This window comes from Sandaracinaceae bacterium, assembly GCA_020633055.1.
In the GTDB taxonomy this organism is placed as follows: Bacteria; Myxococcota_A; Polyangia; order Polyangiales; family Houyiibacteriaceae; genus JADJJE01.
This window is the reverse complement of record JACKEJ010000006.1, coordinates 547,622-562,874: the sequence shown is the minus strand read 5'-3', so window position 1 is coordinate 562,874 and position 15,253 is coordinate 547,622. Positions and strand designations below refer to the sequence as shown.

General features: G+C 70.3%; 12 protein-coding genes. 5 read left to right on the top strand and 7 right to left on the bottom strand.

Annotated elements, in window-relative coordinates; all coding sequences use genetic code 11:
- Positions 1-4: 4 nt before the first annotated feature.
- Positions 5-178, top strand: a complete 174-nt coding sequence (locus H6726_11815; GenBank protein ID MCB9658324.1) for a hypothetical protein — start codon at positions 5-7, stop codon at positions 176-178.
- Between the two features lie 32 nt (positions 179-210).
- Here the strand turns inward: H6726_11815 and H6726_11810 are convergent, their stop codons facing one another.
- From H6726_11810 to H6726_11795, 4 genes are all read right to left on the bottom strand, one after another.
- Positions 211-657 carry a biopolymer transporter ExbD gene (locus tag H6726_11810; protein ID MCB9658323.1) on the bottom strand — a complete coding sequence of 149 codons (447 nt, stop codon included), beginning with the start codon at positions 655-657 and terminating at the stop codon, positions 211-213.
- A 68-nt stretch (positions 658-725) separates the two neighbouring features.
- Positions 726-1,001, bottom strand: a complete 276-nt coding sequence (locus H6726_11805) for a hypothetical protein (GenBank protein MCB9658322.1) — start codon at positions 999-1,001, stop codon at positions 726-728.
- A gap of 60 nt (positions 1,002-1,061) precedes the next feature.
- Positions 1,062-2,375 (bottom strand): hypothetical protein, encoded by a 1,314-nt coding sequence (locus tag H6726_11800; protein MCB9658321.1) that lies wholly within the window; start codon positions 2,373-2,375, stop codon positions 1,062-1,064.
- Positions 2,376-2,408: 33 nt separating this feature from the next.
- Positions 2,409-3,887, bottom strand: coding sequence for an MFS transporter (locus tag H6726_11795; protein ID MCB9658320.1), 1,479 nt, complete (start codon positions 3,885-3,887; stop codon positions 2,409-2,411).
- 294 nt (positions 3,888-4,181) lie between these two features.
- Here H6726_11795 and H6726_11790 point away from each other — a divergent pair, with 294 nt between their 5' ends.
- Positions 4,182-6,452, top strand: coding sequence for an anthranilate synthase component I (locus tag H6726_11790; GenBank protein MCB9658319.1), 2,271 nt, complete (start codon positions 4,182-4,184; stop codon positions 6,450-6,452).
- Positions 6,453-6,690: 238 nt separating this feature from the next.
- On the top strand, positions 6,691-7,626 hold the full coding sequence (locus H6726_11785) for an alpha/beta fold hydrolase (GenBank protein MCB9658318.1): 936 nt from the start codon (positions 6,691-6,693) through the stop codon (positions 7,624-7,626).
- A 31-nt stretch (positions 7,627-7,657) separates the two neighbouring features.
- Here H6726_11785 and H6726_11780 read toward each other — a convergent pair whose 3' ends face one another.
- The 3 genes from H6726_11780 to H6726_11770 form a co-directional block, all read right to left on the bottom strand.
- Positions 7,658-8,509: a TauD/TfdA family dioxygenase gene (locus H6726_11780; GenBank protein ID MCB9658317.1), complete on the bottom strand. Its 852-nt coding sequence runs from the start codon at positions 8,507-8,509 to the stop codon at positions 7,658-7,660.
- Between the two features lie 64 nt (positions 8,510-8,573).
- Positions 8,574-10,385: a radical SAM protein gene (locus H6726_11775; protein MCB9658316.1), complete on the bottom strand. Its 1,812-nt coding sequence runs from the start codon at positions 10,383-10,385 to the stop codon at positions 8,574-8,576.
- A gap of 215 nt (positions 10,386-10,600) precedes the next feature.
- Entirely contained in the window at positions 10,601-12,361 is a 1,761-nt protein-coding gene (locus H6726_11770; protein MCB9658315.1) for a hypothetical protein, read from the bottom strand.
- A 110-nt stretch (positions 12,362-12,471) separates the two neighbouring features.
- Here H6726_11770 and H6726_11765 point away from each other — a divergent pair, with 110 nt between their 5' ends.
- Positions 12,472-13,542: a class II aldolase gene (locus H6726_11765; GenBank protein MCB9658314.1), complete on the top strand. Its 1,071-nt coding sequence runs from the start codon at positions 12,472-12,474 to the stop codon at positions 13,540-13,542.
- A gap of 20 nt (positions 13,543-13,562) precedes the next feature.
- Positions 13,563-15,251, top strand: coding sequence for an NTP transferase domain-containing protein (locus H6726_11760; protein MCB9658313.1), 1,689 nt, complete (start codon positions 13,563-13,565; stop codon positions 15,249-15,251).
- Positions 15,252-15,253: the final 2 nt, after the last annotated feature.

Here is a 15,253-nt window from a genome sequence, read left to right as displayed (position 1 = left end):
CCGCATGGCTACGGTGGAAGTCGAGCTGCGCGACGCGCGCAACGTCCCGACGTACGTGGTGGTAGGGCGATCGACCCGGGGTTCCGGATCCGCCAAGGCTCGAGCGCGGGAGGACCTGCTCCCCATGGCGCAGCGCCTCGCGATGCTGCTCGATGTACGTGGGCCGAGCTGGGCCTGAGCGGAGAGGCGCGCCACGACGCGAGGCCGTGGTCACCCCGGGCTGGGGCCGACCAGCAGCCGCACACGGGGGTGTCCCGCGCCGCGCAGCGTGCTGAGGACGTCGACGACCGTCGCGTGAGAGACGTCGTCGTCGGGCAGCATCTCGATCACCTCGGCGGCGTCGAGGCTGCCCAGCGTGGGAGCGAGCTCCGCATGCGTGACGCGCGCCGACGTTCCGTCCGGGAACAGCACGCGGACGCCGCTCCGGGTGAGCTCCAGCACCACGGGCGGCGCGTCGTGCGGTGTGTCCGCGGGCTGCGCGCTGCGCGGGGACAGGTCCGGTGTGCTGGTCTCGACCGCAGCGAGCTTGTTCCACACCGCAGTCACCAACAGGAACATCACGCAGCAGAGGAGGAGGTCGATGAAGGGCACGAGGGGGATGTCGGAGTCCACCGACTTGCGCCCTCCGCTCTCCGAACCGGTCGAGATGCTGGCCATGGCGGTTCGACACCGCCGCGCGGAGTTGGTTCCCGCAAGCGCGGAAGCCACGTCCTCGTGAAGGCACGCTACCAGCCCTCCCCAGGTTGCGCGGGACGAGCGTAGCAGACCAGCACGGCCTCGTTGTCGAGGTCACCGACGACGCCGACGACGCGAAACCCGCGCTCCCCCCAGCTGGACATTCGCTCGTTCACCGTGGCGGTGGACTGGCCTTCGCAGAACTGCTCCCAGGTACCCACCCCTACGGACGGTGCCCCGAACGTCTGGGCGGTGAGCGCAGGCGCGGCGACACCCGCGACGCAACCGATCAAACAACAAATGACTGGGACGACGAGCTTCTTCATACGCTCGTCCTTACCACGGAGGACCTCACGCAAACCACGGGGTTGACCGTCGTGGCGCGGCTAGGCGCCTGGAAAACGCGCCCAAACGCGCGCCCCTCGCACCGCTCCGTCGCTTGCCGCCCGACTGGGATCCAGACCGAACGTGCCCCCGAGCGCCTCGGCCCGCTCGCGCATGCCGACCACGCCGAAGCCCCCGGGCCCGCTCCTGCGCGTTCCGTCCCCGCTCAGACCGAGTCCGTCGTCCTCGACGGCCAGCCACGTGTCGCCCTCCGCGAGGAACACCCGGATGTCCACGTGGCGCGCCTGCCCGTGCTTGATGGCATTGGTCAGCGCCTCACGCGCGATGGCCACCATCGCCTCGCAGACGAGCTCGTCGGGCTCGCGCTCGGCGTCCAGGTGGAGCGCGATGTGCACGCCGGGCATGCGGTCGTAGGCGTCCTTCAGCTTGCCCAGCGCGAGCTCGAGGCTGCCGAAGCGGCTCGGGTCGCGCAGCTCGCGCACCATGTCGCGCACCTGCCGGTCCAGCCGGTCGACGAGCCCGTACAGGTAACCGAGGTTCTCGGTGGAGAGCTCCTCCCCCGTATCCAGCGCTCGCTCGATGTGATGCAGCTCGAGGCGCGTCCCCGCCACCAGCTGCCCCATCCCGTCGTGCAAGTCGCGGGCGAGCGCCGTGCGGGCCTCGTGCTGGGTGGTCTCCACGCGATCAAGCAGCGAGCGCACCGCGCCCGCTTGATGCCGAACGCGCTCCTCGAGCTGCTGGTTGTCCTGCGCGAGCGCGGCGCTGTGCTGCTCCAGCTGCTGCTCCATGGCGAAGCGCTCCCGCAGCAGCAGCATGGCGCGGTGACCGAAGTAGAGGTCGGCCACCATGATGACCAGCAGGTACGAGAACGCGATGTGGGCGAGCGGGTAGTCGAGGTGTTCGGGGTGCGGCACGAAGAACGCCAGCATGAAGGCGACCACCATCACCAGCGTGATCACCAGACGCTCGAGCAGCGCACACGGGAGCATCATGACGAACGTGGGCAGCACGTAAGCCGAGTAGAAGAACGGCCCCTCGAAGCCGCCCAGGTCCCCCAAGAGGAGGCCACCGAAGCCCGCGATGGTGGCGTAGGCGGCGCCCCCGAGCGCGGTGGGCCAGCGCGCCCCGAAGCGGGTGTAGCGCAGCAGGACCCACACCAACGCGCACATCGCGATCTGGAACGGCAGGCGCTGGAGGATGGTGGCGAACTCGCGCGAGGGGTGCAGGCGGATGGCGTCGAGCGCGAGCGAGAAGCTGAGCATGAGCGCGAACACCCCCGCCTGACGCTCGAGCAGGTAGCGCACCGTCTCGCGTTGGTACGTGCCGAAGTCTCGTTCCGTGTGCGCGCGCTGCATGTGGTCCCCGGGTAGAACGCACGCGCGGGGCGGTCAAGCGACGACCGTGGCGGGCTCGTCTTTCGCGGTCGCCGCGGTCGGCCCGCCCAGACGGCTGGCCCCCAGCAACATCGGGAACGCGAGCAACAGCAACGCGCACCAGCCGCGCGTGAGACCTTCGGCCATGCTGGGCGCCGTGTTCAGCAGCGCGCTCGCAAGGCCGGCGCCGAAGGCCGCCCCGACCGAGTCCGAGATGCCCAGCGCAGTACCTGTGGCGCCCGACTCGCCATCGCACGTGGCGGCGAGGGCCGAGTCGGAGACCGTGTTGTAGACGAAGCCCATGCCCGCCGCGGCTACGGCCCAGAGAGGCAACGCGAGGAACGGGCTGGCCGTTGGGTCCACCAGCGCGTTGAGACCCAACACGGCGAACGCGATGGCGAGCACCCCGAAGAGCGTGATGCGCGACGGACCGAAGCGCGGCAGCAGGCGCGCCTGCACGAAGGCCGCGCTGGACCACGCCATCGCCGCGACCGTGAGCACCAGCCCCACGAACGCGCTCCCGCGCTGATGCACGTCCGTGAGCGCCAGCGGGAGGTGCGCCTCCGCTCCGAAGAACAGCCCGCACGCGAGCGTCTTCACGCCCACCGACGCGGGGAGCACGCCTCGCAGCCGGAAGACCCCGGGAGGCCACAGCACGGCGAGGCCCCCGATCACCGCGGCGCCCCCGACGGCGGGCAGCACCAGCGCGAGCGCGGCTGGAACGCCGGGCAGTAGCGCCCCATGCAGACCTACGAGCGCACCCAGGACCACGACCGTGACGGCGGTCACGAGCCGGCGTGTGCGGCGCGGTCCACCGTCGGTGTCGGCGCCAGGCTCCGCCCCGACACCCGCATCGACGCCTACCTCCGGTGACACCGTGTGGCGCTGCGCGCGCTCGGCCGCGAGCGTCGCGAGAGGGGGCAAGGTGAGCCACCCAGCGAGCGCGACGATGGGCAGCCCCAGCGCGAACACGTAGCGCCAGTGCAGGTGATCCACGATCAGCCCGAGCAGCCCCGGCATGGCCACGGCGCTCACCCCCCACGCGAGCGACAAGAACGCCAGCGTCTGTGCCCAGCGCTCGCGCGGGTAGGCCTGGTGCACGGCGGCGTAGATGACCGTGGTGAGCGCGCCGCCGCCGAACCCCTGGAACACACGGAACAGCAGCAGCAGCTCGATGCGCTGCGCGAGGGTGGCGCCCAGCAGCCCCGTGGCGGCCGCCAAGAGACCCACCCGCAGCGTGCCCCCGAGCCCGTGCGTGTCGGCGCGCACGCCGGCCCACACCAGCCCCACCAACGACCCCAGCAGGTAGATGGTGATGACCGCGCCGTACAGCGGTCGAGCGTTCATCTCGACCGTGAGCGCTGGCAGCGCCGTGTAGACCGAGAAGCCCTCCATGGCGTGCACCCCCACCCCCAGCATCAACCCGGCTGTGAGCTTGCGGGTGCTGTAGGGGGTGGTCACCGCGCTCGCGCTCTCCGGCGTGGGTTCGACCATGCCCGACTGTCGCACGACCCCCCACGAGCGCAACGAAGTGCATGCACGCTCTTGACGCCTCCCTCGGGGCACGACAGAGTGCTCTCATGCTTCGCAGCATCAACGTTTATGCGCGCTGGTGGTTTACCTCCTAGGAGGCGCCGCGCGTAATTCGTTGCTCAGTCATCGTTCGCGGCCGCCTCCTCTGGCGGCCGTTTCGTTTTTCGGCCACCAGACGTGGCGGCTCTGGCCGCCTCCGCGCGGCCGAACGAAGCGAGGACTTCAGCAGGGCGCGAGGGAGGCAAGGAGTCCCCCATGCAGCCCCTCTCGTCCGTATCCGACAGATCCATTGCGACCGACACCCTCGCCACCACGCGGTACGTCACCGCGGGCGGCGTGGTCGTCGATCGCACCACGACCCCCTTGTCCCCGAGCGAGGCCCGCGCGGCCCTCTCGGCCATCGCGTCAGCGCTGGACACGCAGCCAGGCGTGCTGCTGGGCTCCAGCTTCGAGTACCCCGGGCGCTACAGCCGCTACGACATCGGCTTCGTGAACCCGCCGCTGCGCCTCACCAGCGCCGGTGACGCCATCACGCTCGAAGCCCTCGGGGCGCGCGGCGTGCCCCTGCTGCGCATGCTGGCGCCGGTCGTGCGCGCCGTCGCGACCCTCACAGAGGTGAGCGTCGGCGAGACCCGCGTGACCGCCAGGCTGAAGCAAGGGGCGGCCCCCGAGCGCGAAGAAGACCGCAGCCGCTCGGCGTCGGTGTTCGACCTCCTGCGCGCGCTCGTGACCCACCTGCACCACCCGGGCGACGCGTGCTTGGGCCTCTACGGCGCGTTCGGCTACGCGCTCGGCTTCCGCTTCGAACCCGTGCGAGAGCGCCTCCCGCGCTCCGCCGAGGGCCGCGACCTGGTGCTGTACCTGGCCGACGACATCGTGTTCTTGGACGCCCAAGAGGGCCGCGCCGAACGGCACGCGTACGACTTCACGGACGGCGCCGCGACCACGCACGACCTCCCTCGCGCGAACGTGGAAGGAGCCCCGCGGCGATCACGGGGCACGCAGCTCGGCGCCGTGACGAGCGACCACCTACCCGCGGAATTCGAGGCCGGCGTGCGCCGTGCCCTCGAGGCGTTCGCGCGTGGGGACCTGTTCGAGGTGGTGCTGAGCCAGACCTTCCGGGCCGAGACGGACGTGCGCCCGAGCGACCTGTACGACGCGCTGCGGACGCTGAACCCCGCCCCCTACGGGTTCCTCATGAACCTGGGCCGCGACGAGCACCTGGTGGGCGCGTCCCCCGAGATGTTCGTGCGCGTGCGGGGGCGCAACGTGGAGACCTGCCCCATCGCGGGCACCACCGCGCGCGGAGCGGACGCGCTGGAGGACGCGGAGCGCCTGCGTGCGCTGCTGAACGACACCAAGGAGGAAGACGAGCTGACCATGTGCACCGACGTCGACCGCAACGACAAGGCGCGCATCTGCGAGCCGGGCAGCGTGCGCGTGATCGGCCGCCGGCAGGTGGAGCTGTACAGCCGGCTGATGCACACGGTCGACCACGTGGTGGGCACCCTGCGCGAGGACCGCGACGCGCTCGACGCTTTCCTGGCGCACACGTGGGCGGTGACGGTCACGGGCGCGCCGAAGCCCGACGCGCTGCAGTTCATCGAAGACCACGAGAAGACCGCGCGCGGCTTCTACAGCGGCGCGGTGGGCGCGGTCATGTTCAACGGCGACCTCAACACCGGTCTCACGCTGCGTACTGCGCGCCTACGCGCGGGCACCCTTGAGGTCCGCGCGGGGGCGACGCTGTTGCATGCCTCGGAGCCCGAGAAGGAGGCGCGCGAGTGCGTGCTCAAGGCCAGCGCGGTGTTCGACGCGCTGCGCTTGGCCACCCGGTCCCCCGCGACCAAGGCCGTCAGCGCGCGGCCACGCGCCGCGACCACGAGCGCACGCGTGCTGCTGGTGGACCACCGGGACAGCTTCGTGCACACGCTGGCAGACTACCTGCGGCAGACCGGCGCCGAGGTCACCACCCTGCGCGCGGGCTTCGACCCCGCCCGCATCCGTGAGCTCGCGCCGGACCTGTTGGTGCTCTCGCCGGGGCCCGGGCGCCCCGAGGACTTCGGGTGCAGCAGCGTCCTGGACGCCGCCGCGGAGACGGACTGCGCGGTGTTCGGTGTCTGCCTCGGGCTGCAGGCCATGGTCGAGCACGAGGGCGGCGCCCTGGATCAGCTGCCCACCCCGAAGCACGGCAGCTCGTCGCTCATCGCGGACCTCAAGGGCCCCCTGTTTGAGGGCTTCCCACCGGTGTTCCGCGCAGGGCGCTACCACAGCCTGCACGCGCGGACGCTGGATGGCAGCTTCCCCGAGACGCTGCGCATCACGGCCATGGGGCCACGCGAGACGCTGCGGCACCGCGGCGTGGACTACGAGGGCTGCGTCGTCATGGGCGTGTCCCACGCGACGCGCCCGTGGCACGCGGTGCAGTTCCACCCAGAGTCCATCACGACGGACCGCGGGCTGGGGCTGCGCTTGATCGAGAACGCGCTGCGCACGAAGCGGGGCGCGCACGAGCGCAGCGCATGAGGCGCGAGCGCACGAGACTCGTTCGCTCGGCCGCGCCGGGCGCGCAGCACGGCGCGCCCGGCGCGGTCGAGCGACGGGGTGCTCAGCGGACCGCGTTCGTGAGGTAGGCCGCCACGAACCCGACCTGGTTCGTGCGCGCCGGAGACATCGAAGCCGTTGATGCGGGCCTTGGTGTCTCGTCCCCGCGCTTGGTCGTTCGTTTGGCGGACCTGCATGGGTCTGAGGCAGACTCCGGCACATGAGCTACCCAGTCGCTTCCGTCAGTCGTGCCCTCGCAGTGTTGTGCGTACTGACCTCGGCCTGCCTCGCGTCGTGCGGAGACGAAGCGCTCCCCCCGCTCCCCGAGGACCCCGCGACCACCCTGGGCGTGGCCGCCGGACGACCCGCGGACATCCGAGTTCCGCGGGACTACGACGCACGGCAGGCGTACCCCCTGGTGGTGCTGCTGCACGGCTTCTCGGCCTCGGGAGGCGTCCAGAACATCTACTTCGGGCTGTCCAACCAGGTGACGGAGCTGGGCTTCATCCTGGTCGTCCCCGACGGAACTCACAACTCCGACGGCCAGCGCTTCTGGAACGCCACCGACGCGTGCTGCAACTTCGAGGGCAGCAGCGTGGACGACGTGGCCTACATCCGCGCCCTGATCGAGGAGGCGAGCGCCAACTACCGCGTGGACCCGCGCCGCGTCTATCTCTTCGGCCACAGCAACGGCGGCTTCATGAGCTACCGCATGGCCTGCGAGGCGCCCGACGTCATCACGGCCATCGCCAGCCTGGCGGGCGCGACGTTCGAAGACCCCGCGGACTGCGTGTCGGACGAGCCCGTGAGCGTGCTGCAGATCCACGGCACCGCGGACGAAGTCATCCTCTACGACGGAGCCACCGACGCAAACGGGATGTTCCCGGCGGGCTACCCGGGCGCCCTCGAGAGCGTGCGGCGCAGCGCAGCGCGCGCGGGCTGCGACGTCGAGGCGGCCGTAGCGGGTGCCGATCTCGACCTCGACAACAGCCTGGATGGGGCCGAGACACAGGTGCTCGACTTCCGCGCCGGGTGCGACCCGGGCCTCGACATGTCGCTGTGGAGCATCGAAGACGGCGGGCACCTCCCCGTCGTCGACCGTGTGGGGTTCTCGACCGCCGTGCTGGAGTGGCTGTTACGGCACGAGCGGCGCTAGCCGCAGCACGACGGCAGCGCAGCCGCGCGGGTCATGACGCCAACGCGGGCTCGAGGGCGCAACCGTCGATGGTGATGCGGTGCATGACACGACGCTGGCCGGCGTAGTCGTTCTTGGCGTAGTGCCAGGTGGCGCGGTTGTCCCACAGCGCGACCGACCCCGGCTCCCAGGCGAACTTCGCGACGTGCCTCGAGCGTGTGGCTTCGGCGTAGAGGTAGCCGAGCAGCGGCATGGACCCGAGCACCGTGTGGTGCTCGAAGCGGATGGTGAAGCCGGGGTTGACGTAGAGCACCTCGCGTCCCGACAGCGGGTGTCGCACGACCACTGGATGCACGACGTCGTCCATGGCGTCCGCCAACTCCGGGTTCTTCACCTGGTCCTGGCTGCCCACCAAGCGCCGCAGCCACGCGCCGCGCGTGCCGAAGATGTGCTTGGACGAGTGCACCGCGTTCATGGTGCGCAGCTTGCGCTTGAGCGCGTCGGGCAGGCGGTCGAAGGCATCCGCCATGTTCACGAACCACGTGTCGCCGCCAGACTCGGGCAGCTCGCGCGCCACCAGGATGGACCCGAGCGCGGGCTCTTCGTCGTACGAGTGATCGGTGTGCCAGCCGCCCCCGATGTTCGCGCGTTGGTCCGGCTCCTTCACGACCATCGCGATCTCCGGGTAGCGCGGGTTCGGCACGAAGAAGCGGTTCACGTTGATGGTGCCAAAGCGCCGCGCCAGGGAGATGTGGTCGTGCTCGCCGAGCTGCTGGTCGCGGAAGAACACGAGCCCGTGGCGTCGAAAGAGAGCGTTCACGCGCTGGAAGACGTCGTCGTCCATGGTGCGGAGGTCGACTCCCCAGACCTCGACGCCCGCGCCCTGATGTGGCTTCGTCTGCACGAGAGGCACAGTAGCCGCGCTGCGGCCGACCACGCAACCAGCGCGCCGCACCGCTTGTAAACCTCTACGCTGGCCGAGGCTCGCCCTCGGCCCTGACCCTCGCCAGGACGAGCTTCGCGAGAGGCTGCCAGACCTCACGCACGCAGTGCGCCAGCAGCTCCCGCTCGGCCCCTCCGGGCTCTGCGCCTGCGTCCACCACGTAGACGAACTCGCACCCACCGACTGTGACGAAGGCGTTGCTTTCCGGCTGGCGTGCGCGGGCCAAGACCTCGAAGCGGCGGCTCCCGATGCGGAACATGGCATGGAGCGCGTCACCGCGGGAGGAGACCGACTCGACGGTGCAGCGCCCGCGGGTCCGCCGCTCCAGGCGCGTCGCCGCGAGGTGCCGGGCCTCCTCGAGCGCAGGGTCCGCGGGACCCGAGCCGATGGCGGGGGGGCGGCTCATCGGCACATCGAGCTGGGGACGACCCCGGGGCCGCGCTTCGTCTGCGCCTTGGGGGAGGAGCGTCTCGTAGCGCCCGACGTGACGCACCCACGACGGCAGGTCGATGACCTGCTCCACGTACGGCTCCAGGTGGTCCCCGTGCGTCGCGCCGAGCGACCTCACCTGGTCGCCGGTGGCGCCACACCAGCCGTTCAGCCAGTCGCAGGCCGCGTCCAGGTCGCGAGGCGACCACCCGGGCGCTTCGCGAACTTGCAGGGTCACCGGATGGAACCTCAGGTGCTCCGCGGCGGCGTGCTCGGTCAGCAGCGCGTCCGGGAGGATCAAGCACTGGTACACGCGGATGCTGCAAGGCAGGTCGCTCACACGGCGCATGGTCTCCTTGAAGCCCTCGAGGGAGTCTCCGGGGAGACCCATGATCACCTCGACCGTGACGTCGGACACCGCCGCGAGGCGCTCGACGGCGTCCTCGAACAGGCGCTCCTTGTACCGGCGACCCTGCGTGACGAGCGCCTCGGGGTTGGTGGTCTGCAGGCCTAGCCCGACACGCGAGCGGCATCGACGCACGAACTCGATGTGCTCGTCGGTGAGGAGGGTCGGGTACAGCCCCACGTCGAGGTAGCGACCAGCAAGCGCCCCGGTGCGTTCCTCGGCTTCCACGAGGTTCCGAAACGCGCGGCTGTTCAGGTTGAGTCCGGCATCGACGACCGCCACGCCGACCGGGTCGAGCTCCGCGATGGCGTTCAGCTCGGCCTCGATGAGGTCGACGGAGAGCACGCCCTGCGATGCGTCCATCGTGCCCCACTGACAGAACTTGCACGACATCGGGCATCCGCGGAACGTCTCGAGGTACGCCGTCGCGCCTGGTCGCACCAGGTTCATCACGTACGGTGATGGGAGCGCGTTGAGGTCCAAGCTGGTGCTGGGCTTCGGCGTGCGTCGCCACCCGAGCGGGCTCGGCAGCGCGAGCCCGGGCAGGTCGGTGTAGTCCGCGGAGGGACGTAGCCCGCGCACCGCGAGCTCGACGATCAATTGCTCGCCCTCCCCCACGACCAGCGCATCGATGGAACGCCGTGTCTGCTGATAGGGGGGAAGGTCCAGCACGACGGGGCGCGCGGACGGCCCACCGAACACGGTGAGGCACCCCGGCAAGCGCCGCTTCACCTGCTCGGCCAGCAGCGCGAAGCTCGGGAGGGACCAGAGGTACGCCGAGGCGGCCAGCATGTCGGCCTCGTACGCGACGATGCGCTCGACCCACTGGTCCAACGGGATGGCGCCGCTCTCGAACACCTCGATCTGGCTCCCCTCGAGCCGTGGGTCGCTCAGCAGCGCCGCATGGAGGCGGCGGCACGCGATGTTGAACGACAAAAACAACTCTCCCTGCTTCCAGGGGCTCAACGCGACGAGCGCGATGCGCTTCGCGGGGCCAGTCATCGCCCGAAGGAACCAGCGAAGGGCGCGACGCGCGGCGTCGTGCGAGACGTCCGCGGCGCAAGACTCACTCCTACATGCCCACCCGTGATGGTCGTCATCACACCCACATGACCCATGCCCAAGCATACGCTGGCGTTCACCACAATCGCCAGTGTTTCGCTCCGGAGCCCGAGTGGCCTCAACCGGAGCTCAGGGGCACAGCGCCGTGGCCCTGGTCAGGAACCGAACGCGAACGCCGCCAGGTCGGTAGCAGGCCGAACCACCTCGGCCCCTGGGTCTGGCAGCGGGAACCGCCGAACGTCGCCGTCCGACCAGACCAGGAACAGATAGTCGCCACCATCCAGCGGCGTACCTCCCCGGAACAGAACACGTGCAGGACGGCCGTCCTCGGTGAGCTCGGCGACCTCGATGGTGTTGCCGAGCACGGGCACCGCGTCACCGACGGCGAACCGGTCGTCCGACGAGCGAACGAAGACACTCATGCGATCGTTCAGGTAGCCCCCCTCGGGCGCCAACGACAACGTGCGAGCGTCGGGGCGCGAGATGACGAGCGCCTCGGACGTCGCGCCCAGCATGATGACGCCGTTCGCCTCGAGCCACCCCCGCTGCAACGCCAGGCTGGGCGTGAGCGCCGTGATCATCTCGGGCGCGTTGACGAGCACCACCGTGCGCCCGCGCGCCTCGGTCATGGCCTCGAGCGTGGCGAACATGACCCTCTGGTGCCGCCCGAACACGCGATCCATCGTCATGGCGCGAAACGGCAGCAAAACCGCAGCGACGACGATGTGACAGATGATCAGCGTCAGGACGGCGGGGCGACGCCACGCGTCCCCGCGCTCACGGAACGCCACGACCAGGAAGCGCGCCGCCAGGCCACAGCCGCCGATCTGCGCGACCATCAAGAGCCGGTCGTTGATGAAGGCCGCACACGCAGGCCCGGCACCGAGGATGGTGACCAGGAGGAAGAAGCGCGCGTACGGATCACGCCGAAGGAAGCCGCGGAGGCTGAAGAGCAAGGCCAAAGCCCCGACGAGGGCCACCGTCCACCCAACCCAGTATTTCGTGGGTCCGAAGAACAAGAAGGGGTCGGCGGGCACCGCCAAGAGCGTGGAACCCAGGTAGATGGGGAGCTGCTCGAAGACGTGGCGGGCGAAACGCAAGGGCTCCCCGAGAGGGTCGGCGTACATGCCCGACCCGGAGCTGGCCGACTCGTTGAGGGAGTAGATGGCCCGCCAGCAGACCGCGACCAGCGCGTAGGGGGCCAGCGCGCGGAGTCGCTCCCGGAGGGGCGCCTCATCCAGGCAGATGGCGTAGGGGATGAGGATGGCGAGCGCCAGGATGCCGGCCTCGTACGTGGCGAGCGCAGCCGCGAACGCGAGCGGGCCCAGCACCCACCCAGGCCGCCATTCGGTCTGGCGCTGCTTCACATAGGCGGTGCACGCCAACGCGAGGAGCGCCACGGAGATGATCCTGGAGCGCCCGTGGATGTAGCCGATCGTCACCCCGTGCGCGTCGTCTATGGCATACATGAGCGCCGCCAGACCCGCCGTCACTGGTCCGGACGGACCCGCGCGGTCGAACAGGCGGCGGTAGAACACTCCGACGGCCACGGCGAGCCAGAAAAACATGAAGAGGCTGTGCGCGTGCGCTGGGAACGGCTGACCCGGCCACAGGCGTAGGTCGACCCACAGGAAGAACGCGCCGATGGGGCGCATCTGCCTGGGTGTCTGCGCGTCGACGGAGGCCCACCACGGCATGTAGCCGCTCTCTTGCGCCGCACGCACGATGTCGGGCGTGAGCACCTCGCGGCGCAGGAGCGAAAACGGGTCGTTGATGGCGTGATCGAACTGGTGGTAGTCGTCCGCGGACAGGCCTGTGGCGAGGACTGTGGACGACAGCAAGACGCCGACGAGGGCGGCCAGCCATGGCGCCCGGCGTCCACCGAGGATGTCTACGACTCTTGTCCTGATGCTCACGTGCGACCTCGAAGCCCGCGGGAGCGCTGGCCGGGGACGGGACGCTACCACGAGAACGTCGGCGCCGCTCTGACAGCGCACCGCCGGCACCATGGGGTAGACTTCCGCCGATGTCCGTCGAACGTCCTCCCGCGCTCTCCGCCCTCGAAGCGCTCGCCGCCCAGCTGGGCGCGGATCCCGAGCTGGTGCAAGGCGCGGGAGGGAACGTCTCGCTCGAGGACGGCGGGCTCCTGTGGGTGACGGGCTCCGGGACGTGGCTGTCCGAAGCGCTGCTCCGACCGACGTTCCTCGCGCTGGACGTGGGCGACGTTCGGGGCGCGCTCGCGCGGGACGCGGCTGCGCTCGACCCACGCGCCCTCACGCGGCGAGACGCGTCTGGGACCATGCGGCCATCGATCGAGACGCCGCTACACGCCCTGATGCCTCAGCGCGTCGTGCTGCACCTCCACTCCGTGCGGACCCTGGCGTTCGCGGTGCAGTCCGCGGCCCACGACCACCTGGCGGACCGCTTGCGCGGAGTGCCCTGGGGGTTCGTGCCCTATCGGCAGCCGGGTGTTCCGCTCACGCGCGCCGTCGCCGACGTGATCGAGGCCGCCGTTCAAGCGCCCGACGTGCTCGTGCTCCAGAATCACGGGCTCGTCGTGGCGGGCCCCGACGTCCAGTCTGCGGCGGAGATGCTCCGCAGCGTGGAGGCGCGGCTCGACGGCCCTTCGCGGCCGCCCCCCCCTCCCCAGCTGGACGCGCTGAACGCGTGGATGTCCATGGACGCGAGCGGCGCTTGGCGCCTTCCCGCGGAGCCCTGTGTGCACGGCCTGGGCACCGACCCCGTGTCGTACCAGGCCTTCTCCCAAGGCGTCTTGTACCCCGACCACGCGGTCTTCCTCGGCGACGGGTGGCCCAGCGCGAGCCTGAGCGAGCCCCTCACGAGCTCCTTTCATCGTCACCACGAGCGATCCGGCCGAGCCCCGCGTTTCTTGGTCCTGGAAGGGGTCGGGGTCGTCGTCGACGCCGCCATCCCCCGGGGTGCGGAGGCCATGCTCGGGTGCGCGGCGCGCGTGGGCGCGAGGCTCCCGGCCGATGTCGCCGTGCGGCCGCTCGACCCACGTGACGTGGGGGCCCTGACCGAGTGGGAAGCGGAGCGGTATCGGTCCCAGCTCGACCAGGCGGCGCCCTCACCGTGAGCGACACGACCGCAGGCAGCATGCAGCTGATCATCCCCATGTCCGGAACCGGCGAGCGGTTCCGGCGGGCCGGGCACACCACGCCCAAGCCGCTCATCGAGGTCGAGGGAAAGCCCATCGTCCAGCACGTGGTGGAGAGCTTCCCTGGCGTGCAGGACGTCGTCCTGGTCTGCAGCGAAGCGCACCTCGCGGACCCCGCCATCGCCATGCGCACGCGGCTACGGGACGCCGTCCCGCACGCGCGTATCGCGTCCGTCGCGCCCCACAAGCTGGGGCCCGTACACGCGGTGCGCGAGGCGTGTCGAACCCCGGGACTACTCGATCCGGCGCGGCCGGTGATCGTGAACTACTGCGACTTCGCGTGGCGGTGGGACTTCGACCACTTCGTGCGGTTCGTGCGCGAGAGCGCCTGTATGGGGTGCATCCCCTGCTACACGGGCTTTCATCCGCACATGCTCCGTTCGGTCAGCTACGCGTACGTGGACGTCGAGCGGGACGCCTCCGGTGAGAGGACGCTCTGGGGTCGGGGTATCCAAGAGAAGCGCCCCTTCACCCTGGAGCCGATGGAGGAGTATGCGTCGAGCGGGACGTACTACTTCGCGAGTGCGGAGACGATGACGCGTTGCATGGATGCCGTCGTCGCGCGCGACCTCCGGGTGGCCGGAGAATACTACGTGAGCGTTGCCTACACCCCGCTGTTCGAGGACTCCCAGCCGGTCGCTGTGTATCCGCTCCAGCACTTCATGCAGTGGGGCACGCCCGAGGATCTGGATGAATACCTCGACTGGTCGCGCACGTTCCGGGCCCTCGAGACGCACCCCCTCCCGCACGCCACGCACGAGGGGACGACGCTGATCCCGATGGGCGGCGTGGGCGCCCGCTTCGCGGCATCCACGGCGGTCCCGAAGCCCCTGATCGACGTCGCGGGCGTTCCGATGGTGGCGCGTGCGCTGACGGACTTGCCGCGGGCGCCGCGGCAGCGCTTCGTCCTCGGTCCGCAGCTCGCGTCATCGGAGCCTCTGCGTGCCGTACTGTCCGAGGCCTCGCGTGCCCCATCGTTCGTCACGCTCGCGCACGGGACCGAAGGACAGGCGCCGACCTGCCTCGCGGGACTGGACGGCGTGGACCTGGACGCCCCGCTGACGATCGGGGCATGTGACAGCGGCGTGCTCTTCGACGACGAAGCGCTCGAGCGCGCGTTGAGCGATGCGAAAACGGACGTGTGGGTGTACTGCGCACGGGGCTATCCGGGGGCCGCGCGCGACCCGTCGGCGTATGGGTGGGTCGACGCCGACGCAGACGGTCGTGTCCGACGGGTGTCCGTGAAGGAGCCCTTGTCCAACCCGAAGACCGACTTGCTCATCATTGGCACGTTCACCTTCCGGCGCGCGCGCGACTTCGTCGCCGCAGCCGAACGGATGATGGCGCGCGAGGCGCGCGTGCGCGGTGAGTTCTACGTCGACACGTGCATCGACGACGCGGTCGCCCTGGGCCTCGTGTGTCGCACGTTCGAAGTGGACCGCTATCTGTGCTGGGGAACCCCTGACGACCTCGCGACCTTCGGCTACTGGCAGTCGTGCTTCCACCAGTGGTCTTCTCATCCTTACTCGCTGCAGCGTGACCCCCGCGTGCCCGCCGACGTGGTGCCTCGACTAGAGGCCGACTGGGAGTCACCGCCACCGCCCATCCCACGCCCGCGGGACCGCTAGCA

Bases quoted from the DNA above. Each gene is read 5' to 3' on its own strand.
- H6726_11815 (MCB9658324.1), top strand. From the start codon at position 5: ATGGCTACGGTGGAAGTCGAGCTGCGCGACGCGCGCAACGTCCCGACG.
- H6726_11810 (MCB9658323.1), bottom strand. From the start codon at position 657: ATGGCCAGCATCTCGACCGGTTCGGAGAGCGGAGGGCGCAAGTCGGTG.
- H6726_11805 (MCB9658322.1), bottom strand. From the start codon at position 1,001: ATGAAGAAGCTCGTCGTCCCAGTCATTTGTTGTTTGATCGGTTGCGTC.
- H6726_11800 (MCB9658321.1), bottom strand. From the start codon at position 2,375: ATGCAGCGCGCGCACACGGAACGAGACTTCGGCACGTACCAACGCGAG.
- H6726_11795 (MCB9658320.1), bottom strand. From the start codon at position 3,887: ATGGTCGAACCCACGCCGGAGAGCGCGAGCGCGGTGACCACCCCCTAC.
- H6726_11790 (MCB9658319.1), top strand. From the start codon at position 4,182: ATGCAGCCCCTCTCGTCCGTATCCGACAGATCCATTGCGACCGACACC.
- H6726_11785 (MCB9658318.1), top strand. From the start codon at position 6,691: ATGAGCTACCCAGTCGCTTCCGTCAGTCGTGCCCTCGCAGTGTTGTGC.
- H6726_11775 (MCB9658316.1), bottom strand. From the start codon at position 10,385: ATGACTGGCCCCGCGAAGCGCATCGCGCTCGTCGCGTTGAGCCCCTGG.
- H6726_11765 (MCB9658314.1), top strand. From the start codon at position 12,472: ATGTCCGTCGAACGTCCTCCCGCGCTCTCCGCCCTCGAAGCGCTCGCC.
- H6726_11760 (MCB9658313.1), top strand. From the start codon at position 13,563: ATGCAGCTGATCATCCCCATGTCCGGAACCGGCGAGCGGTTCCGGCGG.